Raw genomic sequence first — 24,380 nt, 5'->3', positions numbered from 1 at the left:
AAAAGGCAATATTGACGTGAAGACTGTTCTTGTGACCGGCGGTGCCGGATATATCGGATCACATGCCTGCAAGGCGCTCAAGGCGGCGGGCTATAGCCCTGTGACCTTTGATAATCTTGTGACCGGCTGGAAGGATGCGGTGAAATTTGGCCCCTTTGAGCAGGGGGATTTACAGGATCGTGCTCGGCTGGATGAGGTCTTTGCCAAGTATAAGCCAGTGGCGGTTATGCACTTTGCGGCGCTGAGCCAGGTTGGCGAAGCGATGAGCGAGCCGGGACGTTATTGGGCCAACAATACCGGCGGGTCGCTTAATCTGATTGAGGCCGCCGTGGCGGCGGGATGTCTGGACTTTGTGTTTTCCTCCACCTGCGCCACCTATGGAGAGCATGACAACGTGGTGCTCGACGAAAATACCCCACAGTTGCCGCTGAACGCCTATGGCGCCTCAAAGCGCGCGGTTGAGGATATTCTCAAGGACTTTGGCGCCTCTGACGGGCTGCGCTCGGTGATTTTCCGCTATTTTAACGTGGCAGGCGCGGACCCAGAAGCCGAAGTGGGCGAGTTCCACCGCCCCGAAACCCATCTGGTGCCACTGGTGCTGGATGCCATTGATGGCAAACGCGATGCCCTGACCATTTTCGGCACCGATTACGACACCCCCGATGGCACCTGCATTCGGGACTATGTGCATGTCTGTGATTTGGTGGACGCCCATGTTCTGGGCCTGAAATGGCTGGAAGAAGACAAGGGCAGCCAGGTGTTCAACCTGGGCACTGGCAGCGGGTTTTCGGTGCGCGAGGTCATGGACCGGGGCGCGGCTGTTACCGGGCGGCCGGTGCCCTGCAATACTGGCCCGCGCCGGGCCGGAGATTGCACCAAACTGGTTTCGGGGTCGACCCGCGCCATCACCGATCTGGGCTGGGAGCCAACGCGCTCTGACCTCGACACCATGATCGCTGATGCCTGGAAATGGCATCAGGCGGGTCATTACGAGGCCTGATGTGAAATCTACCGGTGCACCCGCTCTTTTGCCGCCGAACTGGCGACAACGGTATCGGTTGCGCCTGAAGCGGCGGCGGCTGTTGTGGCGGTCACTGCGCGCGCGTCACCAGCTGCGCAAGCTGGCGGACCGCAGTGACCAGATTACCGAGGGCGATCTGCTGGCTTTTGTGGTGTTGCGCAATGAAAGCACGCGGCTACCCTATTTTCTGGACTATTACCGCGCGCTTGGGGTGGCGCATTTTCTGGTGGTCGATAATGGCAGCACGGATGGCAGTGCAGACTATTTGAGAGATCAGCCAGATGTGTCGCTGTGGCAATCGTCGGCGGGCTATAGAGAGGCACGCTTTGGCCTGGACTGGAGCACCTGGCTGCAGATGCGCTACGGCCATGGTCACTGGTGCCTGACGGTCGATGCCGATGAGCTGCTGGTCTATGATGGCATAGAGCGACATGATCTGTGCGATTTGACCGCGCGCCTGGATCATCAGGGCCTGCCGGGGTTTGGGGCCATGATGCTGGACCTTTACCCCAAAGGGGCGCTTGGCGGTCAGCCCTATGCGCCGGGGCAGGATCCGCTTGAGGTGCTGAACTGGTTTGATGCCGGCCCTTACCGGGCGATACGGCAACCGCCCATGGGCAATCTCTGGCTGCAGGGCGGCGCGCGTGAGCGGGTGTTTTTTGCCACCGAACCAGAGCGCTCCCCCACCTTGAACAAGATCCCGCTGGTGAAGTGGAACCGGCGCTATGCTTATGTGAATTCAACCCATTCGCTATTGCCCCCTGATTTGAACCGTCTATACGCCGGGCCGGGCGGCACAGAGCCCGCCGGGGTATTGCTGCACACCAAATTCCTGCCCGAGATTGTTTCCAAATCAGCAACCGAAAAGCGGCGCCAACAGCATTTTCACACCCCGCAGGCCTTTGATCATTACTATGACGACCTCAGCACGGCGCCTGATCTTTGGCAGGAGCATGCGCAGAAATATAAGGGGCCTGCGCAGCTTTGTGCTTTAGGCTTGATGCCAGAACTGCGCTGGTAAAGACCTGAGCGGCGACAGGTGCCCGGGAAATTTAACGGTTTTCTGCGGCCAAGTTGGCCCATAACTGTTTCTAAATCCGTTGTTAGTAGTGTTTTTCCATGACATATTAACCGTTAAGGCAGGGATCAATTCACCGCCGAAATTGACACCTGAATTTAGCTGCGGCGTCTGCCACGGGGCATTCTGCAAAATGGGCATGGAGTTGTTGTGGGGCTTTGGGATTCTTACCGTATGCGCGTTCGGCGCAAGCGCTGGCTGGTCCGGGCCGTGCGCAAGTCGGGTGAGCTGACCTGTCTGCAGGACAATACCGGCACCATTCAACGTGACGATGTTTTGCTGGTCTCAACCATGCGCAATGAACAGATCCGGCTGCCTTACTTTCTCGAATATTATCGCAAACTGGGGGTGAATCACTTTCTCTTTGTCGACAACGGCTCGGATGATGACACCACGCAGTATCTGAGCGGCATGGGCGATGTGTCCTTGTGGCAGACCCATGCCAGTTATCGGCGCTCCCATTTTGGGGTCGACTGGATGAATTATCTCAAGCGCAAATATGCCCATGGGCATTGGGTGTTGGTGGTCGACCCGGATGAGTTCTTTATCTACCCCTTCTGCGATACCCGCCCCATTCAGGCCCTCACGGATTGGTTGGACAATTCGGCAATCCGCAGCTTTTCAGCGATGCTGATTGATACCTATCCCAAGGGACGTTTGGGCGATGTGCCCTATCAGGCCGGTCAAAACCCGCTGGAGATCGCCAATTGGTTCGACAGTGGTAATTACACCATCAGCAAGAACCTGATGTATGGCAATCTCTGGATCCAGGGCGGGCCGCGGGCGCGGGTGTTTTTTGCGGATGAACCAAAACGGGCGCCGGCGCTGAACAAGACGCCGCTGGTGAAGTGGGATCGCCGCTATGCCTATGTCAGCTCAACCCATTCCTTGCTGCCGCGCGGGTTGAACCAGGTCTATGAAACAGACGGCGGTGAAAAGGCCAGTGGCGCGCTGCTGCATACCAAGTTTCTAGATACCCTGGGGGCCAAGGCGGCAGAGGAGCTGGCACGCAGCGAGCATTACGCCAATTCGCGCGAATACAAGGCCTATGCCGAAGGTTTGGAGCAGCAGCCCGAGCTTTGGTGCAAATGGAGCGAGAAATACATCAACTGGCGCCAGCTGGAGATCCTGGGGTTGATGTCCAAAGGGAACTGGGCATGAGCGCCGTTGGCATTGTCATGCTGGTGCATACCGCACTGGACCGTGCTGCTCAGGTGGCGCGCCATTGGACGGCCAGCGGCTGCCCGGTGGTGTTGCATGTGGACAAGAATGTTGATGGGGCCGTCTTTCGCAAATTCCGCCAAAGCCTGGCGAAGGATCCGCTGATCAAGTTTTGCAAAAGGCATCGTTGCGAATGGGGCACCTGGGGCATTGTTGCAGCGTCGCAATCGGCCTCGGCGCTGATGCTGCAAGAGTTTCCAGTGGTGCGTCATGTCTATTTGTCCTCCGGATCCTGCCTGCCACTGCGCCCGGTTGAGGAACTGGTAGACTATCTGGCCGCCCGTCCGCGTACCGATTTTATCGAAAGCGCCACCACGGCGGATGTGCCCTGGATCGTTGGCGGGTTGGACTTTGAACGCTTTACCCTGCGCTTTCCCTTTTCCTGGAAAAAACACCGCTATCTGTTTGACCGCTATGTGGATCTGCAACGACGCCTCGGCATGCGCCGTCGCATTCCGGCGGGGCTGGTGCCGCATATGGGCAGCCAATGGTGGTGCCTGACGCGTCAAACCCTGTCAGCCATCCTGGAAGACCCCGAGCGGCCAACCTATGACGCCTATTTTCGAAAAGTCTGGATCCCGGACGAGAGCTATTATCAGACTTTGGCGCGGCAATACTCCACCAATATCGAAAGCCGCTCACTGACGCTGTCGAAGTTCGATTTTCAGGGCAAGCCGCATATCTTTTATGATGACCATTTGCAGCTGTTGCGACGCTCGGATTGTTTTGTTGCGCGCAAAATCTGGCCAAAAGCGGACCGGCTGTATCAGACATTTCTAACCGATAGCGCCGGGGCGATGAAAAAAACCGAACCCAACCCCGGAAAAATCGACCGCATTTTTGCCAAGGCGGTGGAGCGGCGGACCCGTGGCCGTCCGGGGCTGTATATGCAAAGCCGCTTTCCCGGGCGCTGGTCGGTCAATAGCGTCACCTCAAATCCCTATTCGGTGTTTCAGGGCTTTTCAGAGCTGTTTGAAGATTTTGAGAGCTGGTTGTCGCGGATCACTGGGGCAAGGGTGCATGGCCATCTCTTTGCCCCAGAGCGGGCCGAGCTGGCCGGGGGCGGCGCGATGATCAATGGCGCTTTGACCGACAATGCCAACACCCGCGACTACAACGTGCAGAGCTTTTTGACCAATCTGATCTGGAACACCCGTGGCGAGCGTCAGTGTTTTCAGTTTGGTCCTGGGGACAACCAGAAGATCTGCAAGGTACTGGCGCGCGATCAAAATGCGCAGATCTCGGTCATTAGCGGCGCCTGGGCGATTCCACTGTTCCGCTCGAATCAGAATTTTACCGATCTGCGCCGCGAGGCGGCCCGGCTGCAGCAGCTTGAGGCCAAATATCTGAACCTGCTGCGCGATCAGCAAACCAAGGCACGGGTGCGGATCTGGACGATGGCCGAATTCATCGAGGCGCCGATGGAGCCTTTGCAAACCATTCTTGATGAACTGGGCCCGCAGTTACCCCGGCATTTGAGCGAGGCCCCGACGATGGTCAACCTTGATGGTTTTGGTCAGTTCCTGCAAAATCTAAAGAACCAGGGGATGCACCCCTATCTGATGGGGGATTTCTCGGTGGAGCAAGGGCCGGTAAACATGCCAAAACCTCCCAGAAAACCCTATCTGGTGCGTAAATAGAATATGACAGCTTCTTTTGACTATTTCATTGTCTTTGCCGAAATGCGGACGGGGTCCAATTTTCTGGAAGCCAATCTCAACGCCTTTGATGGGGTAACCTGCCATGGCGAGGCGTTTAACCCACATTTCATTGGCTATCCCAACAAGGACAATATTCTGGGGATCACCCAGGACATGCGCGAAGACAACCCCGGTTGTCTGATCTCTCAGATCAAGTCCGAAGCGGGGGTATTGGGGGGGTTTCGCTACTTTCACGACCATGACCCACGGGTTTTGGATGTGGCGCTGGAGGATCCGCGCTGCGCCAAGGTAATCCTGACCCGAAATCCGTTGGACAGCTATGTCTCCTGGAAGATTGCCAAGGCCACGGGTCAGTGGAAACTGACCAATGTGAAACGTCGCAAAGAGGCCTTGGCGCAGTTTGATGGTGTTGAATTTGCCCAACATGTAGAGGCGTTGCAGGATTTTCAGATCACCCTGCTGAACCGGCTGCAGAAATCCGGACAGACGGGCTTTTACCTGGCCTATGAGGATCTTCAGAACCTTGAGGTGATGAACGGCCTGGCGCGCTGGCTGGGTGTAGGCTCCCAGCTTGAGGCTTTGGATGATAGTCTGAAACGGCAAAATCCGGCGCCGGTTGTGTCAAAGGTGGAGAACCCAGGCGTGATGGCAGAGGCGCTGGCGGAGATGGACCGTTTCAACCTGAGCCGCACCCCCAATTTTGAACCCCGCAGGGGGCCGTCGGTGCCGGGTTATGTGGCTGGGGTGGTGACACCGCTGCTGTATCTGCCCATCAGGGGCGGACCTGAGACGGAAGTGATGGCCTGGATGGCCGGGCTCGACAATGTGACGCCCGAGGGTTTGATCCAAAAAATGAACCAGAAACAGCTGCGCCAGTGGAAGCGGGGAAACCCGGGGTTTCGCAGCTTTACCGTCTTGCGGCATCCGGCAGCGCGGGTGCATTCCGTGTTCTGTCGCAGGATTTTGCAAAAAGGCGGCAGCAGCTATGGCAGCATTCGCGAGACACTGAGACGGCAGTTTAAGCTGCCGCTACCCAAGGATGGCCCGGATGACAGCTATAGCAAGGCAGATCACTATGCGGCTTTCTCTCAGTTTTTGACCTTTTTGCAGGCCAATCTGGCGGGACAAACCTCGGTGCGGGTGGATGCGGAATGGGCCAGCCAATCGCTGGCCCTGTCCGGACTGGCAGAGCTTGGCGCGCCAGATCTGGTGTTGCGCGAGGAAGAGTTGGCCGAGGCCCTGCCTGCTCTGGCGCAGAAACTGGGCCGTACAACACCGGGTCGGCCGACGCCTGCGCCTGAGGATTACCCCTATCGCCTAGGGGATATCTGGGATGCGGCGCTGGAGAAACAGGTGTCTTCTCTGTATCAACGTGACTACGTGATGTTTGGTTTTGCTCCGTGGCGCGCGCCCTAGGGTCTGCTCCAAATCAAAGACGAATGTCTCTCTGTTCAAACATGCAGGATCTGTCCTTTTGGGTGACGCAGCCTCTGGGTGAGAAAACTCTACAGGAGTGGCGCTGGCAAAGGGGGGCTCCCGCGCCCGTTGGTGTTTTGTAGGGCAAAACACCAAAACGGCCTTGGGCGTGGCGCCGCCTGGGGCGGCGCTGTACCGTGTACCAGCGGAGGATAGGTGACATGATTGGTGGTGGTCTGACAGGGCATCCAGAGAGGGGTGCGCAGATCGCCCCAGGTCCCATGCGCTGGCTGCCTGACCAGGCTGTAGCCCTAGGCGACGCGTGCAACCTCCATCGGAGGTGGCACGCCGGGCCCAACGGGAAGAGATCTTTGAAAAAGATCTCCTGACGGGCGGGAGCGTTTGGGGCGGTACAAATCGCTGACGCTCAATATCCGAGAGGTTTTGGAAAAAAAACGCCGGACTGCCGTGACCTTAGGCGGCTTGTACCGATTGTGCTTCAGTCAGGATGGTAAACAGCGTTGCCGGGTCGGGATTGGCGCGCAGTTTGGTGCAAAAGCTTTGCTCCCGCAGGGTGCGTGACACCAGGGCCAGGGCCTTCAGATGCTCTACCCCGGCGTCTTCGGGGGCAAAGAGAGAAAAGGCAATATCCACGGGTTGGCGATCAACGGAATCAAAATCCAGGGGTTTTTCCAGAATCAAAAACACACCGCGCACCATATCAAGCCCGTTGAGCCGAGCATGGGGCAGGGCGACGCCGTGACCAACCCCTGTGGGGCCAAGGCTCTCCCGGTCTAAGAGAGCCTCAACCGTTGACTGGGCGGACAGCCCATAGGCGGACTGCGCCACCTCGGCGACCTCCTGAAACAGGCGTTTCTTGCTGGATACGGCGCCAATAACCCGGACTGCGCCCGGCTTAAGGATGCTTGAAATCTGCATAGTGACCTGCTCCGTTCAGATGCCGTGGTTCGGCTTTGCTACAGCCTATGCCGTTGGGTCGATCCAACCAATGTTGCCATCTTCCCGGCGATATACCACGTTCACCCCGTTTTTGCTTTCATTGCGGAACACCAGCACCGGGGCGCCTGCAAGCTCCATCTGCATCACGGCTTCACCAACAGAGAGGGATTGAATCCTGGTCTCCATCTCGGCAACGATGATTGGCTGCAGCGTTTCAGGTTCGGCTACGGTTTCCGCGTTATCAGAGGCGAGGATATACGAGCTGCCGCCGAGAATTTCAACCGGTTCGCTGCGATCGCGATGGTGATCTTTCAATCGGCGCTTGTAGCGGCGCAGCTGTTTTTCCATCTTTTCGCAGCAGGCCTCAAAAGCTGAATAAATTTCAGTGGCATGCGCCTTTGCCTGCGCGGTCAGACCGGTTGAAAGGTGGATAGTGGCTTCGCAAACATATTCATGTGCAGACTTGGAAAAGACGACATTTGCGTCTGTTGGGCGTTCTGCATATTTCGAGACGACAGTCCCCAGCTCGGTCTGAACATGGGTCTGCAGGGCTTCGCCAATGTCGATCTGTTTACCGGTGATTTTGTAACGCATGTGATCTCCTTCACAAATTTCCACCCAAAACACCCTCCGGGCCGGGCCCGCAGGGGTGTCGTCAGTTCTGGGTCGGGGGATTAGGCTGGGCACAGGATTGCAACCCTCCGGGTCTTGTTGCCAAGGCCACGCGTCGGACTACCTCATACTGCACTTTTGCCATGTCTCAATTCGATGATAATCTGGGCAGAGAGTCAATGGAGTTGCGGCAAATTGATGGTCGCTAACCCCATTGCTTGGCAAAAAATGGCTGGCGAAAAAACTCTGGATTTGAGGCAAGTTTTTGCAGCCAGCTCAATGAAACCAGTGACTGCCAAATAGTTAAGATATGCGAAAATTGTCGCCCAGATAGACGCGGCGCACGTTCTCATTCTCGACAACTTCGGCAGGGCTGCCGGACATCAGAACCTGACCGTCATGCAGGATATAGGCGCGGTCCACGATTTCCAGTGTCTCGCGCACATTGTGGTCGGTGATCAAAACGCCAATTCCGCGCTTCTTCAGATCCGCAACCAGATGGCGGATATCGCCAACCGAAATAGGGTCCACACCGGCAAAGGGCTCATCCAGCAACAGGTATTTTGGATCGGCCGCCAGACAGCGGGCGATTTCAACCCGGCGACGTTCACCGCCCGACAGCGCCAATGCAGGCGCACGGCGCAGGTGCTCGATAGAAAAATCCGACAGCAGCTCTTCCAGGCGTTCGCGGCGGCGGTGGCTGTGTTTTACCGCAATGTCCAGCACCGCCATGATGTTGTCTTCGACTGAAAGGCCGCGAAAGATCGACATCTCCTGCGGCAGATAGCCAATGCCCAGCCGGGCGCGTCGATACATCGGCAGTGAGGTGACATTTTGCCCGTCAATGGTGACGGTGCCGGCCTCTGGGAAAATCAGCCCGGCAATGGCGTAAAAGCTGGTGGTTTTACCAGACCCGTTTGGCCCCAACAGCGCCACCACCTCACCGCGATCCAAGGAGATCGAGACGTCGCGGATGACGACTTTCTTGCTGTAGCTTTTGCGTATCTTTTCGATATGCAGACCCGAAGAGCCTTCGGTCAGTGTGAGATCAGGAGCTGGGGACATCAGTTGTTTTCGCTCGTACCTGAGCTTGGGTTCAGGATGGTTTTGACCCGCCCGGACATGCTGGCGGTCCCGGTGGTGAGGTTGACCACCATCCGCTGTGACGCCAGAGTACCCGCGCTTTGGTTCAGCAGGACATTTCCGCTCATGACGATGGTGCCTGAGTCGATGGTGTATTCTGCCCGCTGGGCTTCTGCGGCATCCGGGCCGCTCACCAAGATGACGTTTCCGGTGGCTTCGAGCCGTTCGATGGCGCGCTTGCCATCGGCGTCGGTTTTGTAAATCACCAGCACCCGATCGCCCGCCAGCCGCATTACCCCCTGTACAATCAACACGCTGCCAGTGAATTCAGCCGAGCCATCAGCCTGGTTGACGGCCAGGTTATCGGAGGTGACCTCAACCGGTAATGAAGGGTCTGCCTTGACCGCACCAAAGGCCACATTCTGCGCGGTTGCGGGCAGGGTAAACCACAGCGTGGAGATCAGGACAATGAAGAGGGCACGCAAATGAGTCACAATTTATCTTTCCAATTTTTGAGGAGCGTACACCAGCTTGACGCTATTGGTGAAGAGCAGATGCACCGGGCCACCGACAGTTTCTGAACTGATCTCCATATGTCCGGCGGTTAAATCTCCCAAATCCCCGGTGGCGCGAATGGCACCTGGGCTTTCGGCGTGCACCTTGCTCAGCTGGGTTTTCAACACCTCTGTTTCAACCACCATACCGTCGGTTGTGGTGATTTCGACATTGCCGACAAAGCGCGCGAGATCCTGATCGGGGTGCACAGTGCCACGATCCGAGGTCAGGGTGATTTGCCCGCCAGCGACCATGCGGATTTCCGCCCTGAGCGCATTGGCAATCACTGGCTGATCCGCGCTGGCGCTGGCTATTTCAGCGGTCACCCAGATTTCATCCCCTTGGGCCGTTGAACCGGAAAAAAACGGAGCGGTGACCTGTTGGCCACGCAGGCGTTCTTCTATTTCCCGGTCGGCAAAGGGAATAACCGTCTCGGTGTCAGATCCGGGCGAGATGAGAAACAGGGTCGACAACAAGGCAAGGGCTGCCAGCGGCAGAAACACCTTGAGATAGCTTACCATGCGGGAATACTGATCCATGACCGGGGTGCCTGCTCCTATCCGAGACCAGCGCGCAGACAGTCATGGATGTGCAACAGCCCCTCGGCGCGGTGTCCCTTGGCTGGATCCACCACAAACAGGCAGGTGATTTTGCGCTGGTTCATGATGGCCACGGCCTCCGCCGCAAGGGCCTCCGGCGCAATGGTTGTTGGGTCTTTGGTCATAACAGCGTCGGCCTGTTTTTGCAGCAGTCCGTCCATATGGCGCCGCAGGTCACCGTCGGTGATAATGCCCAGCAGATTGCCCTCCGCATCGGTCACGCCAGAAACGCCAAATCCCTTTTGGCTGATCTCGATCAGGGCGTCTGACATTGGCGTCGCAGCGGCCACAACTGGCAGGGCGTCACCGCCGTGCATCAGGTCGGAGACCTTGCTGAGCTGGGCGCCAAGTTTGCCGCCGGGGTGGAAGTCGCGAAAATTCTCGGGGCGAAAGTCGCGGTGTTTCATAATGGCAATGGCCAGGGCGTCGCCCATGGCCAGGGTCAATGTGGTCGAATTCGACGGCACAATTCCATAGCCACAGGCCTCGCCCATGGCGGGGATCTGCAGCTGCACATCGGCTTGGGTCATCAGGGTGCTGTCGGGTTTGCTGGAGAGGCCGATCAGCGGGATATCGAACCGGCGGGTAAAGGCCAGCAGGTTTGCCAGTTCCGGCGCTTCGCCGGAGTTGGAGATCGCGATCACCACATCGCCCTTGGACAACATGCCCAGGTCGCCATGGCTGGCCTCGGCGGGATGAACAAAATAGGCAGGGGTGCCGGTGCTGGCCAGGGTGGCCGCAATCTTGCGTCCGATATGGCCGGATTTGCCAATGCCGCTGATGATGATACGCCCGGTTGCCGCCAGAACCAGATTGGCGGCTTCAACAAAGCGCTCATCAAAGCTATCGGCCAGGGCCTCCAGGGCGCGGGCCTCGTCTGTGGCCACCTGACGGGCGGTGGCGAGGAGTTTTTCAGAAGCGGTCATGAGTGCGCAAAAATATCTGTTTCGGGCCAACCGGCCAGGTCAAGTTTGGCACGCATCGGCAAAAAGTCAAAACAAGCCTGGGCCATTTCCATGCGTCCTTCGCGTTCCAGCCTCTTGTTCAGGGCTTCGCGCAGGCGATGCAGGTACAACACATCCGAGGCCGCGTAGTCCAACTGCGCATCCGACAACACCTTTGCGCCCCAGTCACTCATCTGTTGCTGTTTGGAGATATCCACACCGATCAGCTCATGGGTCAGGTTCTTCAACCCATGGCGATCCGTATAGGTGCGCACCAGGCGGCTTGCGATCTTGGTGCAATAGACCGGCGCGGTAAGGGCGCCAAAGGCATGATACATGGCGGCAATGTCAAAGCGGCCAAAGTGGAACAGCTTGAGCGTGTCTGGGTCTTCCAGCATGGCGCATAGATTGGGCGCCTCGGTTTGCCCTTTGGCAACCTGCACAATATGGGCATTGCCATCGCCGTCTGACAATTGAATGACGCAGAGCCGATCTCGATGAGGGTTCAACCCCATGGTTTCGCAGTCAATCGCCACCACCGGGCCGAGTTGTAGATCATCGGGCAGGTCGTTTTGATACAGGTGATTGGCCAATGCAGAAATCCTTTGCCGGTAGCGGACCCGTGGCGGGTCTCATCCTGGTCGCAGTCTGGGTCGTCGTTTGGGTCAGTCTTTGACGCGATGCGCCGATGAATTCGAAATAAGGGCAATACGGCGCGAACTCAACTCCCAGGCTGCCGTTACCCCCTGTTGGAGCGTGCATTTTTGCGGCGCTACCGGCTCCTCCCCATTCAGGTCTACTATAAGGTCGGCGGAAACGGACATACCTCAGGGGCGAGCACGCCCGCAGCCTGACTCTAAGGGCCTGGCCTGAAGGGGAGGTTAAGCCGACACAGGCATGCCGTTCGGCGTGATGGGTTTGGGGGCGATTTACCTTGCACGCCTCCCTGCTGGAGCATGGGGGGGAAGTTTTCCAGAAAGGGAGAAAAGCGTGGTGCCCAGGAGAGGACTCGAACCTCCACATCGTTGCCAATACTAGCACCTGAAGCTAGCGCGTCTACCAATTCCGCCACCTGGGCAGGTGTCGTGAGGGGCGTATAGGCTGCAGCGTCGGGGGCGTCAAACGGATTTTTGACATTTTTGCAAAAACTCTGTCACGGCCTGAATGTCCCACATCTGTGCACTGGTCTGGTCAGGGTATCAGAACACTTCGCCTGCAGGTTCTGAGGCTGCAAAGAAGCTCATTCTTTTGGCGACAAATCTTAGAAATTGTGTCCAGGCTTCTTCGGTATCCTGGCTCCACTCGGACCCCAGGATCGCGGCAAGCGTGCTGGTGAAGCTGGAAATGAATTGGCCAAAATGCGCATCGGAAATTTCCATTTTGCGATGCATATTACCCAGCTTGATGAGAATGCCATCCAGTCTCTCGGTACTCTCCAGGGCTTCGGCCAGATGGGTCAGAGAAGCGAGTATCTTTGCCTCAAGTCGTGCAGTGTCGGTTGGGAAAATGGCGCGGGCCTCGGGGCAAACCTCAAAGAAGCGCTGATAAAAAGCAGGGATGAAAGTGTCGAGGTCCATTCGATCACTTTCAAGGCTGCGAAGCACCAGAGTTTTGCAGGCGTTGGCTTCCATCGGAGTCGTCCTCGGCTATCGTAAATAGGTATTTTAATTACATGTTTAAGTCTGTTGCGCGGTATTTTGCTGAACTTATTGCTAGTTTGGAATGTGTGACAGAGGAAACTGGATCTCAGGGCATTTTTGTTAACGTCAAATGCAGTTTCTGGCCCCATTGTACCTGTGGCTTCGCGTTTTGCGCCTTGTTTGAAAAGCGCAGGAACGGTAGATCGGAGCCATAGCTATTTGCAGGAGCCAAGAGATGTCCAAACTGGTCACGATTTATGGCGGGTCTGGTTTTGTCGGCCGCTATATCGCGCGCCGCATGGCAAAAGAGGGCTGGCGGGTACGGGTTGCCGTACGCAGACCCAATGAAGCCATGCATGTCAAACCCTACGGCGTGCCGGGCCAGGTTGAGCCGGTTCTGTGTAACATCCGTGACGATGCCTCTGTGGCTGCGGCGATGCAGGGGGCGGATGCAGTGGTAAACTGCGTTGGTGTTCTCAATGCCCATGGCAAAAACAGCTTTGAAGCGGTGCAGGTTGACGGTGCTGCGCGGGTGGCGCGGATTGCCCATGACCAAGACATTGGTCAGCTGGTACATGTCTCGGCGCTGGGGGCGGATGCAGAAGGCGACAGCGACTATGCCCGCACCAAGGCGCAGGGCGAAGAGGCTGTCCGCAGCCACTTCCCCAATGCAGTGATCCTGCGCCCTTCGGTTATCTTTGGCACCGAAGATGAATTTTTCAATCGCTTTGCAGGCATGGCGAGCCTGTCGCCGATCCTGCCGATTGCCAAGGGCAAGACCCTGTTCCAGCCGGTCTATGTCGACGATGTGGCCCGCGCTGCAGTCAAGGGGATCCTGGGGGAAGCCGCGCCCGGCACCTATGAATTGGGCGGCCCAGAGGTAAAGAGCTTTGCCGCGCTGATGCGTCAGATGTGTGATGTGATCCTGCGGCGTCGTGTGATTGTCTCGCTGCCTGGTTTTGCGGTCTGGCCGCTGGCCTTTGGCTTTGACATGCTGCAAGCGATTAGTCTGCAACTGATCGAAAACAAAGTTCTGAGCCGGGATCAGCTGAAAACCCTGGGCACTGACAATGTGGTTTCTGAGGGCGCCAGGGGCTTTGCCGATCTGGGGATCACGCCAGAACGGATGGGGCCGATCCTGCCCAGCTATCTGTGGAAGTTCCGTCCCTCGGGTCAGTATGATGAGATGACCGCCTCGGCGCGCAACTTAAAGGGCGATGCCTGATCTTGAGCGGCTGATACCAAAACCATCGGTAGCGGAATGACTAAAGGGCGCGGAGAAATCCTGACTCATTCCGCTCAGTGGGACAAAGATCGTAAGAACTGGCTCGAAAAAAGTGGCCGTGATGAGAACCGTCGCGGCCATTTCTTGTGGCGGGAGATGAGACTCTTACAAGATGATGGGCTATTGCAGGGTCAGGTCCAGCCCGTCGTCCTCTCCTCTTCGGACGGTAAGTCGGGCTGACTACCCATGATCTCAGGAAACGGCGCGACTTCCGTCTCTTGGAATCTGTATTCCGAGTGGTCTGTTGGTGGGGCAGTTGCCTCGGTCGCAGGAGGTTTCCACGATCGGTCCAGCTTGGCGCCTACCTTTGTGTCGGCAAAAAGCCAGGGCCGATAGAGCACGCAGTAGAGATCAGGCACATCATCGCCCCCGCCCTTCCGGAGCTTGCGCGCATCCATACCGTGGCGCATTGTCGGCATGCGCTGCTGCGGCGAACGGCGGGCGCGCGGTATCAGCTTTCCTGCCTTCGTGAAGTCGTCGATTTCTTCGTATGGTGGCGTATAGACCCTGGACTCGGAGAAGTTGTAGTTGATCCGGAAGATGTTGATGATCGAGATTAGCATCACAGGATTGAAGATTGCTCCCAGAACATACGATCCTCCGATCCGTGCTCCCCCGCTGCCAGCTCTGTCCGCCAGGCTGAGGCGTTCTCGGAGCGAGTTCATTAAGGTGCTCGCCGGTTGCAGGGGGGCTTTGTAGACCCGCGGCGCCAGTTCCCCGCGGACATCGGTATCGAGTAGGCCGTCGAACGGGATGTTCTTCACCTCACGACGCAGATGTCGCGGCAGGATCGGGAACCCGACGACCTTGTCGAGTTCTCCGCTCGCTTGCGTCGGCGCAGACACCCATAGGCGAGAAACACGCCTTCCAACCAGGCGATACGATCGTAGATCCGGGAGAAACCGATCGTCTTGCCGGTGGCTGCTGTCCCGCGTCCGCTGATGTGCGCCGTTCAGCGAGAATTCCTCCGGAGCGGCAAGGAAGCGGGTGCCACAGGCGCCACAACCTGGACCATCCGGCATGCCGTTGTGATTGCGGAGGTGGGCAACCTCCTCATCGAGATGCGCCGGGGATTTGATGGAGAACGCGCTGTTGCAGACCTTTCCCTCGACGGTGTGCCCCTGGCAACGCACAGTTCGCTGGTCGGCCCATACATGAGGGGCCCGCTGATACTGGAACGCGCAACTGACCCGTCGTTGCTTCTTGCCCGCTACCGAGAGCTTGTAAGCGCTTGGACCGTGCTTGGCGACCACCTCCATCTGGTCTGCCGTGAGATCTAGGCGTTTTTCTTCCCAGGTCTTCCGTCGCTCTGCAGAGTCCGTAAGGTTTGCCCAAAGTTGGAGCAGTCCGGGTTGGCGCAAGTGTTGAGGTGGTATTCGCCCGCGCCTGGATAGAGCTGGGAGAGCTTGAAGTTGCAAGTCGCCAAACTTGCCATTCGGAACCTCGTTTTTCGCGGTTCCGCCTTGAGTCACTTTTCTGACCAAAGAACAGATTTCTCGCGGGATTAGGAGGCTCACGATGTGGAAATCTCCGCGTGTCCGCTGGAGAGGACAGTCAAGCTTGCTGGACAAGAATATTGGCCCTCTATTCTGAACCAGAAGGAAAAAGAGTCAGAAGGGCTCGTTTTTTTGGTGGCGGGTGGCTGCCAGATATCTGCGAGACTTTTTTCTCGCACTTCTTTCGGCTGATGCAGTTCGGGCTGCGCTAAAAAGTATTGTAAATCAATAGATTAATGCGTTGTAGCGACAGGCTTGGTTGTGTCAATGTCCCACTGGGCGGAATGCGTCAGAGAAATCCAGCGCCCTTTTACTTTTGCCATGTGCCCATGAATAGGGGTCAGCCCCTAGGCTCCGTAAGCATAGCCGAGCAGAACCAGGCCCAGAATCACCCGGTAGATGACATAGGGGGTAAAGCTGACCGAGCGCAGCAGCCGCATCATCAGGCTCAGCGCTGCCAGCGCCGAGAGCATCGCCAGAAGCGCTGCAATGCCCGCGTCGCGGATCAGCGCCATATTGGCCTCTAGCGCCACTTCTGTGCCCAGCAGCACGCCCGAGGCGATAATGGTGGGAATTGACATCAGCATGGCGATGCGGGCGCCATCTTCACGTTTGTAGCCCAGCTGACGCGCACCGGTGATGGTTATACCAGAGCGCGAGGTGCCTGGGATGAGCGCGATCATCTGCCAAAGCCCCATGATCAGCGCATCCCGTATTCCCCAGTCACTGGCGATCTTTTGCTCGCGGCCTTTTTGATCGGCGATATACAGCACGATGCCAAAGACCAGCATTGTCCAGCCAATCACCGCTGGTGAACGCAGCGCGTCGCTGAGACCGGAAAAATGCAGGAAAGCACCAAACAGTACCGTGGGGATGGTGGCGATGATCAATCCCAGGGCCAGCCGGGCCCCTTCGGTATCGGCCCGCCCGCAGGCAAGGCGGGTCAGTCCAACCAGACCCATGCGCACATCGCGCCAAAAAAAGATCACCACCGCCGCCAGAGTGCCGAGGTGGACGGCGACATCGATCACCTGGCCCTGATCTGAATAGCCGGTCAATCCAGGCAGGAGAATCAGGTGGCCGGAGGAGGAAACCGGGAGAAATTCGGTAATCCCCTGGATCAGCGCGACAAGTACAAGCTGTAAAAATGGCATAAAATAAAGTCCTGGACTGAGGTTCCCTGGCTGAGTCGGGGCAGGGCCGGGGTAGCATGTCTCTGTATAAATCTTGCTGTTGGATAGGGAAGGGAGCTTTTAGGACCGAATCGGACTCAAAATTACTGTACATTCCGGCGATAAGCAGTATCAGGGGTAGAAGCTGGTCATTTTAGGTCAGCATTGTTGACCAATATACCGCAGCGCTCTTATTCGGGCCTGTCGCAGCCAGCTAAACTAGGGAGTTCGCCCATGGCCAAGCAACCGATGCTCAAATTCGTGAAGATTGATCGCGATATGCCGCAAAAGCGTGCCGCTGACACCCGTCGCGAAGACTTTGACGAGATCTATTCGGAGTACGCTGCGGCCAAGGCAGAAGAGCAGGCCAGTCGCTGCAGCCAGTGTGGTGTGCCCTATTGCCAGTCTCATTGCCCGTTGCACAACAATATTCCTGACTGGCTGCGTCTGACCGCTACTGGCCGTCTGGAAGAGGCGTATCAGACCTCCCAGGCCACCAATACCTTCCCCGAGATCTGCGGTCGCATCTGCCCGCAGGACCGGCTGTGCGAAGGCAACTGTGTGATTGAACAGTCCGGCCATGGCACCGTCACCATTGGCGCTGTTGAGAAATACATCACCGATACTGCCTGGGACAAAGGCTGGGTCAAAGCCAACGCCCCAGCGCAGGAGCGCAGCGAAAGCGTTGGCATCATCGGTGCCGGCCCTGGTGGTCTGGCGGCAGCGGACATGCTGCGCAAGGCTGGCATCCAGGTGACTGTGTATGACCGCTACGACCGCGCGGGTGGCTTGCTCACCTATGGTATTCCCGGCTTCAAGCTGGAAAAAGACGTGGTGATGCGCCGCAACCAGCTGCTGGCGGATGGCGGCGTCACCTTTGTGATGAACTGCAACATCGGCACCGACATCACCTTTGATGAGATTCGCGCCAAACATGACGCCGTGATCATCGCCACAGGCGTGTACAAATCCCGCGATCTGGAAACGCCGGGCTCGGGGGCCACTGGCATCGTCAAAGCGATTGATTTCCTGACCGCAGCCAACCGGGCCTCGAATTTTGGCGATACTGTTGCAGAGTTTGAAAACGGCACCCTGAACGCAAAGGGCAAAAAGGTTGTGGTTATCGGCGGTGGTGACACCGCGATGGACTGCCTGCGGACCTCGATCCGTCAGGGCGCGACCTCGGTCAAATGTCTGTACCGTCGTGACCGCGCCAATATGCCCGGCTCGCAGCGTGAAACCCAGAACGCCGAAGAAGAAGGCGTACAGTTTGAATGGCTGACCGCGCCCAAGGGCTTTACCGATGACAGTGGCAAGGTTGCTGGTGTCATGGTGCAAAAGATGCGCCTGGGCCAGCCCGATGCAACGGGCCGTCAGGCTCCTGAAGTGATCGAGGGCGCGGACTACGTCGAAGAGGCCGATCTGGTGATCAAGGCGCTGGGCTTTGAACCCGAAGACCTGCCCACTCTTTGGGGTCAGCCCGACCTGCCGGTGACCCGCTGGGGCACAGTCAAGGCCGCGTTCCGCACCGGAGCCACCGATCTGGACGGCGTCTATGCCATTGGTGACATCGTGCGCGGTGCCTCGCTGGTGGTCTGGGCCATCAAGGACGGCCGCGACTGCGCTGATGCTCTGGTTGAGCGTTTCAACAGTGCTGCTGCACAGGTTGCGGCCGAGTAACCTGGAAAAGCCACCGCAAGGGAGCCATGGGTCATGAGTGAATTGAAGGGCAATTGCATGTGCGGCGCCGTCACTGTCTCGATGACACCGGCGCAAAATACCTTGCGTGCCTGTCACTGCGACATGTGCCGCCGCTGGACCAGTTCGGCTCTGATGACCATCCCGGCGGCCTCTGGCTATGCTGCTTTGGGGCCGGTAAAGACCTTTGTCTCATCAGACTGGGCAGAGCGCGCCTTTTGTTCTGAGTGCGGTTCGATGCTTTGGTATCGGATGACGGTCCCCGGTGAGCTCCACGGCCAAACCAATATGGCGGCTGGCCTCTTTGACAATGCAGGCGGGACCACGCTCGACCTGGAGTTTTTTATCGACAAGAAACCCGAAGGCTACGCCTTTGCTGGAAACCAACGGCAAATGACCGAAGCAGATGTAATGAAAGCCTTTCGGGCGGCAGCAGAAGAAGAAGGGGATAGCTAGGTCACTGTGATCTTTGCTGACTGACTATGAAAATCGGGATCCGCAAATCACTCCGTCAGGCAATGTTTCGCCTGAAGTCACGCAGCCTCTGTGATGAGGCTGGGGCGGATATTCGCGCGCTTGCGGGCCGCGAAGACGGTGTAGAAGGCGGTGGGATTGTGGTTTTCACCAGCTATCACGCCAATGCGGCGAAGCGCGGCCTGCTGGAATTTGCAGCCAGTGCTTCAAACCAGGGCGCGCGCCATTGTATATTTGTGACCGACCGTCGTCAGGGGTGGTTTCAGGGGCGCGATTTCTCATCGGCGGTTCTGCGGGCGATTTCTGAGTATGTCGCGCGCCACCGGCTGACACGGTTGATGACAGTCGGCGTTTCCATGGGCGGCTATGGTGCAATGTCCTATGCGGCCGAGATCGGAGCCGATTGTGCCCTGGCCTTTGCACCGCAGTATTGCCCGCGCCCGGAGACCTTTCCCACCGATCTTCGCTGGGCTGAGGCCCGTGCACGGATCCCCGAGTTTTCCCGCCCCTCACTGAATGAGACCTTGGGGTCTCAGATACAGTATACCCTGTTGCATGGCCGCTGGAATGCAGAGGATAGCCTGCACTGGCAGGCCTTTGCTCAGGGGGCCCAAATTGACCATTTCCTGGCCGATCGTAGCAGCCATGATGTCATCGATCCTCTACGAGAGGCAGGTGTGTTGTATCCGATTGTCGATGCAGCCTGGATGAATGATCGAACGAGAATGCGCAGTCTGATGCAGAAAATCAGCGCCCTACCACGAAGGCTGGGAGAGCGCGCTGAAGACCTTAACAACAATCGGGCAACACATGCCCAGCTTGCGACAAGCTATGCCACTAATTGATCGGAGAACCTCATGACCAAATTTGATGCTGACTGGGTCCGCGCCGAGGAAACCAAGCGCAAGTGGATGGCCGACAATGGTCTTTATACTGAGGAAGAAGAACATTCCTCCTGTGGTGTGGGCCTGGTGGTTGCCGTTGAAGGCAAGGCCAGCCGCAGTGTGGTTGAAGCTGGTATTGATGCGCTGAAAGCGATCTGGCACCGTGGCGCCGTTGATGCCGACGGGAAAACCGGCGACGGCGCTGGGATCCACGTGCAGATCCCGGCTCCCTTCTTTTATGATCAAATCAGACGTACCGGTCATGAGCCCCGCGAAGATCAGCTGATGGCGGTTGGTCAGGTCTTTCTGCCACGCACAAATTTTGGTGCCCAGGAAACCTGCCGGACCATCGTTGAAACCGAAGTGCTGCGTATGGGCTATTACATCTATGGCTGGCGTCATGTGCCCGTTGATGTGACCTGCCTGGGCGAAAAAGCTAACGCCACCCGCCCCGAGATCGAACAGATTCTGATCTCGAACTCCAAGGGGGTGGACGAGGATACATTCGAGCGCGAGCTTTATGTGATCCGTCGCCGCATCGAAAAGGCCGCCGCCGCAGCAGGCATCGGCGAGCTTTATCTGGCGTCGCTGTCTTGTCGCTCGATCATCTACAAAGGCATGATGCTGGCTGAACAGGTTGCGGTCTTCTACCCCGACCTGATGGATGAGCGTTTCGAGAGCTCCTTTGCGATTTATCACCAGCGCTATTCTACCAATACCTTCCCGCAGTGGTGGTTGGCGCAGCCTTTCCGCATGCTGGCCCATAACGGCGAGATCAACACCCTGAAGGGCAACGTCAACTGGATGAAGAGCCATGAAATCCGCATGGCCAGCGCCACTTTTGGCGACCACGCCGAAGACATCAAACCGATCATCGCAGGCGGTGCTTCTGATTCGGCGGCTTTGGACGGCGTGTTCGAGGTTCTGGTGCGCGCCGGTCGCTCTGCGCCGATGGCCAAAACTATGCTGGTGCCCGAAAGCTGGTCGAAACAGGCGGTCGAGCTGCCACAGGCCTGGCGCGACATGTATTCCTACTGCAACTCGGTGATGGAGCCCTGGGATGGCCCTGCTGCCCTGGCGATGACCGATGGTCGCTGGGTCTGCGCTGGCCTGGACCGGAACGGTCTGCGCCCAATGCGCTATGTGGTGACCGGTGATGGCCTGCTGATTGCCGGTTCCGAGGCGGGCATGGTGCCAATCGACGAAGCATCGGTGGTGGAAAAAGGCGCGCTTGGCCCCGGCCAGATGCTGGCTGTGGATATGAAGAAGGGCAAGCTCTACCACGATACCGCGATCAAGAATAAACTCTCTGCGGCGCTGCCCTTTGGTGACTGGGTAAGCAAGATCAACGATGTGGATTCCACCCTTGCCACTGTGACCGAGGTGCCGATCTTTAGCGGTGATGAACTGCGTCGCCGTCAGGTGGCCGCTGGCTATACCATCGAAGAGCTGGAGCAGATCCTGTCTCCGATGGCCGAAGATGGCAAAGAGACCTTGGCCTCGATGGGGGATGACACGCCCTCGGCTGTGCTGTCCAAACAGTACCGTCCACTGTCGCATTTCTTCCGCCAGAACTTTAGCCAGGTGACCAACCCGCCCATCGACAGCTTGCGGGAATTCCGGGTGATGTCGCTGAAGACCCGCTTTGGCAATCTCAAGAACGTGCTGGATGAAGACAGCAGTCAGACCGAAATTGTGGTGCTGGAAAGCCCCTTTGTCGGCAATGCCCAGTGGGACAAACTGGCTGATCAGTTCAACGCGCCCCTGGTCGAGATCGACTGCTCCTTTGATCCCGCCGAAGGATCGCTGAGCAAGGCCCTGGACCGTATCCGCGCCGAGGCCGAAGACGCGGTGCGCTCGGGGGCTGGTCACTTGGTGCTGACCGATCAGTTCTCGGATGCAACCCGTGTGGCGATGCCGATGATCCTGGCGACCTCTGCGGTGCATTCGCATCTGACCCGCAAGGGGCTGCGCACCTTCTGCTCGCTCAATGTGCGGGCGGCGGAATGTGTCGATCCCCATTACTTTGCCGTGCTCATTGGCTGTGGCGCCACCGTGGTGAACGCCTATCTGGCCGAGGATTCGCTGGCGGATCGCATCGAGCGCGGATTGCTGGATGGTACTCTGACTGAAAACGTGGCGCGCTACCGCGATGCCATCGACCAGGGTCTGCTCAAGATCATGGCGAAGATGGGTATCTCGGTGATCTCCTCCTATCGCGGTGGTCTGAACTTTGAGGCCGTTGGCCTGTCCCGTGCTATGTGTGCTGAGTTCTTCCCTGGTATGACCAGCCGGATTTCCGGCATCGGTGTCAGCGGTATTCAGGTCAAGGCTGAGGAGATTCATGCTAAGGGCTGGAAGGGTGCAGAAAACATCCTGCCCATCGGTGGGTTCTACAAGGCCCGCAAGTCGAGCGAGACACATGCCTGGGAAGCAAGCTCGATGCATATGCTGCAAATGGCCTGCAACCGTGCCTCGTTTGAGATGTGGAAGCAGTATTCCGCAAAGATGCAAAGCAACCCGCCAATCCATTTGCGTGATCTCTTGGACATCAAGCCCATGGGCAAAGCCGTGCCGATTGAAGAGGTGGAAAGCATCACCTCGATCCGCAAACGGTTTGTCACGCCGGGCATGTCCTTGGGCGCCCTGTCGCCTGAGGCCCACAAGACCCTGAATGTTGCGATGAACCGCATCGGCGCCAAGTCCGATTCGGGCGAAGGCGGCGAAGATCCGGCGCATTTTGTACCGGAGCCCAATGGCGACAACCCGTCTGCCAAGATCAAACAGGTGGCCTCGGGGCGCTTTGGCGTCACTGCTGAATATCTGAACCAGTGCGAAGAGCTGGAGATCAAGGTGGCCCAGGGGGCCAAGCCCGGTGAGGGTGGCCAGTTGCCAGGGATGAAGGTCACCGATCTGATTGCCCGTCTGCGCCACTCGACCAAGGGTGTGACCCTGATCTCACCACCGCCGCACCACGATATCTATTCGATCGAGGATCTGGCGCAGCTGATTTACGATCTGAAACAGATCAACCCGCGCTGCAAGGTGACCGTGAAACTGGTGGCCTCTTCCGGGGTCGGCACCATCGCGGCTGGCGTGGCCAAGGCCAAGGCCGACATCATCCTGATCTCGGGCCACAATGGCGGTACCGGGGCCTCGCCTGCGACCTCGATCAAATACGCGGGTCTGCCCTGGGAAATGGGCCTCACCGAGGCGCATCAGGTGCTGGCGATGAACAACCTGCGTGAACGCGTCACCCTGCGGACCGATGGTGGCCTGCGCACCGGGCGCGACATCGTTATGGCGGCGATGCTGGGCGCCGAGGAATACGGCATTGGCACCGCGGCGCTGATTGCCATGGGCTGCATCATGGTGCGTCAGTGCCAATCCAACACCTGTCCTGTGGGTGTCTGTACCCAGGATGAAGCACTGCGGGGCAAGTTCACCGGCAATGCGGATAAGGTTGTCAATCTGATCACCTTCTATGCGCAGGAGGTGCGGGAAATTCTCGCCTCTATCGGCGCGCGCAGTTTGGATGACATCATCGGTCGTGCGGATCTGCTGGCGCAGGTGTCGCGTGGCTCGGCCCACCTCGATGACCTCGACCTGAACCCGCTGCTGATCACTGTCGATGGCGCGGCTGATATCGTCTACAATCGCGATAAGGAGCGCAACGCGGTGCCGGATACGCTGGACAGCGAAATTGTCCGCGATGCGGCGCGTTTCTTGCAGGATGGCGAAAAGATGCAGCTGTCCTATGCGGTGCAGAACACCCATCGTTCCGTGGGTACCCGCACCTCGAGCCATATCGTGCGCAACTTTGGCATGCGCAATGCCTTCCAGCCGGATCACCTGACGGTGAAACTGCAGGGCTCTGCCGGGCAGTCGCTGGGGGCCTTTGCGGCACCGGGGCTGAAGCTGGAAGTCTCTGGTGATGCAAACGACTATGTTGGCAAAGGCCTGTCAGGGGGGACCATTGTGGTGCGCCCGCCGATGTCTTCGCCGCTGACGGCCAGCGAGAATACCATTGTCGGCAATACCGTTCTTTATGGTGCCACCGATGGGTATCTTTTTGCGGCGGGCCGTGCCGGTGAACGCTTTGGGGTGCGCAACTCCGGTGCGTCGGTGGTGATCGAGGGCTGTGGCGCTTGCGGCTGTGAATACATGACCGGTGGTGTAGCAGTGATTTTGGGCTCGATCGGCGCCAACTTTGGCGCTGGTATGACCGGTGGCATGGCCTATCTCTATGATCCAGAAGGCAAGGCACAGACCATGATGAATATGGAAGGTCTGGTAACCTGTGCGGTGACTGTGGCGCATTGGGAAAGCCAGCTGAAAACGTTGATCGAGCGGCATCTGGAAGAGACCGGAAGCGGCAAAGCAGCAGAGATCCTGCAGAATTGGGATCTGGAGAAGGGCAACTTCCTGCAGGTCTGCCCAACCGAGATGCTGGACAAGCTGGCGCATCCTTTGAGCCTGGAACAATCAGCGGTTCCGGCTGAATAAGCCCAGACAGATCTGCTGTTACAAAATTGTCCCGCAAGCTGGTCGCTTGCGGGGCTTTTTGTTTTTGGGCTGCGC

General features: G+C 57.8%; 20 protein-coding genes and 1 tRNA gene. 10 read left to right on the top strand and 11 right to left on the bottom strand.

Going from position 1 to position 24,380, the window contains the following annotated elements; genetic code table 11:
* Positions 1–16 precede the first annotated feature (16 nt).
* The 5 genes from galE to N1037_00510 all read left to right on the top strand — a co-directional run bounded on the left by galE (position 17) and on the right by N1037_00510 (position 6,397).
* Positions 17–1,000 carry a UDP-glucose 4-epimerase GalE gene (galE, locus tag N1037_00530; GenBank protein ID UWS79535.1) on the top strand — a complete coding sequence of 328 codons (984 nt, stop codon included), beginning with the start codon at positions 17–19 and terminating at the stop codon, positions 998–1,000.
* A gap of 1 nt (position 1,001) precedes the next feature.
* Positions 1,002–2,042, top strand: coding sequence for a glycosyltransferase family 2 protein (locus N1037_00525; protein ID UWS79534.1), 1,041 nt, complete (start codon positions 1,002–1,004; stop codon positions 2,040–2,042).
* Positions 2,043–2,273: 231 nt separating this feature from the next.
* Complete coding sequence (locus tag N1037_00520) at positions 2,274–3,260, top strand: glycosyltransferase family 2 protein (GenBank protein UWS79533.1); 987 nt, start codon at positions 2,274–2,276, stop codon at positions 3,258–3,260.
* On the top strand, positions 3,257–4,960 hold the full coding sequence (locus N1037_00515) for a beta-1,6-N-acetylglucosaminyltransferase (GenBank protein ID UWS79532.1): 1,704 nt from the start codon (positions 3,257–3,259) through the stop codon (positions 4,958–4,960). The genes N1037_00520 and N1037_00515 overlap by 4 nt, the downstream gene beginning before the upstream one ends.
* Before the next feature lie 3 nt (positions 4,961–4,963).
* Positions 4,964–6,397, top strand: a complete 1,434-nt coding sequence (locus N1037_00510; GenBank protein UWS79531.1) for a sulfotransferase family protein — start codon at positions 4,964–4,966, stop codon at positions 6,395–6,397.
* Positions 6,398–6,871: 474 nt separating this feature from the next.
* Here the strand turns inward: N1037_00510 and N1037_00505 are convergent, their stop codons facing one another.
* From N1037_00505 to N1037_00465, 9 genes are all read right to left on the bottom strand, one after another.
* Positions 6,872–7,336 carry a PTS sugar transporter subunit IIA gene (locus N1037_00505; protein ID UWS79530.1) on the bottom strand — a complete coding sequence of 155 codons (465 nt, stop codon included), beginning with the start codon at positions 7,334–7,336 and terminating at the stop codon, positions 6,872–6,874.
* Positions 7,337–7,381: 45 nt separating this feature from the next.
* Positions 7,382–7,951, bottom strand: coding sequence for a ribosome-associated translation inhibitor RaiA (gene raiA, locus N1037_00500; protein ID UWS79529.1), 570 nt, complete (start codon positions 7,949–7,951; stop codon positions 7,382–7,384).
* Between the two features lie 321 nt (positions 7,952–8,272).
* Positions 8,273–9,034, bottom strand: coding sequence for an LPS export ABC transporter ATP-binding protein (gene lptB / locus N1037_00495; GenBank protein UWS79528.1), 762 nt, complete (start codon positions 9,032–9,034; stop codon positions 8,273–8,275).
* Entirely contained in the window at positions 9,034–9,546 is a 513-nt protein-coding gene (locus tag N1037_00490; protein ID UWS79527.1) for an LptA/OstA family protein, read from the bottom strand. Before N1037_00490 ends, lptB begins: the two co-directional genes overlap by 1 nt.
* A 3-nt stretch (positions 9,547–9,549) precedes the next feature.
* Positions 9,550–10,146: a hypothetical protein gene (locus N1037_00485; GenBank protein UWS79526.1), complete on the bottom strand. Its 597-nt coding sequence runs from the start codon at positions 10,144–10,146 to the stop codon at positions 9,550–9,552.
* Positions 10,147–10,163: 17 nt separating this feature from the next.
* Positions 10,164–11,132: a KpsF/GutQ family sugar-phosphate isomerase gene (locus N1037_00480; GenBank protein UWS79525.1), complete on the bottom strand. Its 969-nt coding sequence runs from the start codon at positions 11,130–11,132 to the stop codon at positions 10,164–10,166.
* Positions 11,129–11,743 carry a ribonuclease D gene (locus N1037_00475; GenBank protein UWS79524.1) on the bottom strand — a complete coding sequence of 205 codons (615 nt, stop codon included), beginning with the start codon at positions 11,741–11,743 and terminating at the stop codon, positions 11,129–11,131. Before N1037_00475 ends, N1037_00480 begins: the two co-directional genes overlap by 4 nt.
* A gap of 398 nt (positions 11,744–12,141) precedes the next feature.
* Positions 12,142–12,228 (bottom strand) — tRNA-Leu (locus N1037_00470).
* 121 nt (positions 12,229–12,349) lie between these two features.
* Positions 12,350–12,781 (bottom strand): globin, encoded by a 432-nt coding sequence (locus N1037_00465; protein UWS79523.1) that lies wholly within the window; start codon positions 12,779–12,781, stop codon positions 12,350–12,352.
* Between the two features lie 244 nt (positions 12,782–13,025).
* Between N1037_00465 and N1037_00460 the strand changes: the two genes are divergently transcribed.
* Positions 13,026–14,015: a complex I NDUFA9 subunit family protein gene (locus N1037_00460; GenBank protein UWS79522.1), complete on the top strand. Its 990-nt coding sequence runs from the start codon at positions 13,026–13,028 to the stop codon at positions 14,013–14,015.
* Between the two features lie 191 nt (positions 14,016–14,206).
* Here the strand turns inward: N1037_00460 and N1037_00455 are convergent, their stop codons facing one another.
* Together N1037_00455 and N1037_00450 are read right to left on the bottom strand one after the other, a co-directional pair.
* Positions 14,207–15,334, bottom strand: a complete 1,128-nt coding sequence (locus N1037_00455; protein ID UWS79521.1) for a hypothetical protein — start codon at positions 15,332–15,334, stop codon at positions 14,207–14,209.
* Positions 15,335–15,918: 584 nt separating this feature from the next.
* Entirely contained in the window at positions 15,919–16,725 is an 807-nt protein-coding gene (locus N1037_00450) for an undecaprenyl-diphosphate phosphatase (protein ID UWS79520.1), read from the bottom strand.
* Between the two features lie 252 nt (positions 16,726–16,977).
* Here N1037_00450 and N1037_00445 point away from each other — a divergent pair, with 252 nt between their 5' ends.
* Genes N1037_00445 through gltB form a run of 4 tightly spaced genes read left to right on the top strand, consistent with a single transcriptional unit; the run spans position 16,978 to position 24,305 of the window.
* Positions 16,978–18,423, top strand: a complete 1,446-nt coding sequence (locus N1037_00445) for an NAD(P)-dependent oxidoreductase (protein UWS79519.1) — start codon at positions 16,978–16,980, stop codon at positions 18,421–18,423.
* 33 nt (positions 18,424–18,456) lie between these two features.
* Complete coding sequence (locus N1037_00440; protein ID UWS79518.1) at positions 18,457–18,897, top strand: GFA family protein; 441 nt, start codon at positions 18,457–18,459, stop codon at positions 18,895–18,897.
* A 26-nt stretch (positions 18,898–18,923) separates the two neighbouring features.
* Entirely contained in the window at positions 18,924–19,760 is an 837-nt protein-coding gene (locus tag N1037_00435) for a hypothetical protein (GenBank protein UWS79517.1), read from the top strand.
* 12 nt (positions 19,761–19,772) lie between these two features.
* Positions 19,773–24,305, top strand: coding sequence for a glutamate synthase large subunit (gene gltB / locus N1037_00430; GenBank protein ID UWS79516.1), 4,533 nt, complete (start codon positions 19,773–19,775; stop codon positions 24,303–24,305).
* The last annotated feature ends 75 nt before the right edge of the window (positions 24,306–24,380 follow it).

This window comes from Phaeobacter sp. G2, from assembly GCA_025163595.1.
GTDB lineage: Bacteria > Pseudomonadota > Alphaproteobacteria > Rhodobacterales > Rhodobacteraceae > Pseudophaeobacter.
The sequence above is the reverse complement of the archived record's forward strand: the minus strand, read 5'-3'. Positions and strand labels throughout refer to the sequence as shown.

Excerpts from the sequence above, each read along its gene's own strand:
- N1037_00450 (UWS79520.1), bottom strand. The coding sequence starts at position 16,725 with ATGCCATTTTTACAGCTTGTACTTGTCGCGCTGATCCAGGGGATTACC.
- N1037_00440 (UWS79518.1), top strand. The coding sequence starts at position 18,457 with ATGAGTGAATTGAAGGGCAATTGCATGTGCGGCGCCGTCACTGTCTCG.
- N1037_00435 (UWS79517.1), top strand. The coding sequence starts at position 18,924 with ATGAAAATCGGGATCCGCAAATCACTCCGTCAGGCAATGTTTCGCCTG.
- N1037_00485 (UWS79526.1), bottom strand. The coding sequence starts at position 10,146 with ATGGATCAGTATTCCCGCATGGTAAGCTATCTCAAGGTGTTTCTGCCG.
- N1037_00480 (UWS79525.1), bottom strand. The coding sequence starts at position 11,132 with ATGACCGCTTCTGAAAAACTCCTCGCCACCGCCCGTCAGGTGGCCACA.
- N1037_00510 (UWS79531.1), top strand. The coding sequence starts at position 4,964 with ATGACAGCTTCTTTTGACTATTTCATTGTCTTTGCCGAAATGCGGACG.
- N1037_00505 (UWS79530.1), bottom strand. The coding sequence starts at position 7,336 with ATGCAGATTTCAAGCATCCTTAAGCCGGGCGCAGTCCGGGTTATTGGC.
- raiA (UWS79529.1), bottom strand. The coding sequence starts at position 7,951 with ATGCGTTACAAAATCACCGGTAAACAGATCGACATTGGCGAAGCCCTG.
- lptB (UWS79528.1), bottom strand. The coding sequence starts at position 9,034 with ATGTCCCCAGCTCCTGATCTCACACTGACCGAAGGCTCTTCGGGTCTG.
- N1037_00455 (UWS79521.1), bottom strand. The coding sequence starts at position 15,334 with ATGGAGGTGGTCGCCAAGCACGGTCCAAGCGCTTACAAGCTCTCGGTA.
- N1037_00520 (UWS79533.1), top strand. The coding sequence starts at position 2,274 with ATGCGCGTTCGGCGCAAGCGCTGGCTGGTCCGGGCCGTGCGCAAGTCG.
- gltB (UWS79516.1), top strand. The coding sequence starts at position 19,773 with ATGACCAAATTTGATGCTGACTGGGTCCGCGCCGAGGAAACCAAGCGC.
- N1037_00460 (UWS79522.1), top strand. The coding sequence starts at position 13,026 with ATGTCCAAACTGGTCACGATTTATGGCGGGTCTGGTTTTGTCGGCCGC.
- N1037_00445 (UWS79519.1), top strand. The coding sequence starts at position 16,978 with ATGGCCAAGCAACCGATGCTCAAATTCGTGAAGATTGATCGCGATATG.
- N1037_00515 (UWS79532.1), top strand. The coding sequence starts at position 3,257 with ATGAGCGCCGTTGGCATTGTCATGCTGGTGCATACCGCACTGGACCGT.
- N1037_00465 (UWS79523.1), bottom strand. The coding sequence starts at position 12,781 with ATGGAAGCCAACGCCTGCAAAACTCTGGTGCTTCGCAGCCTTGAAAGT.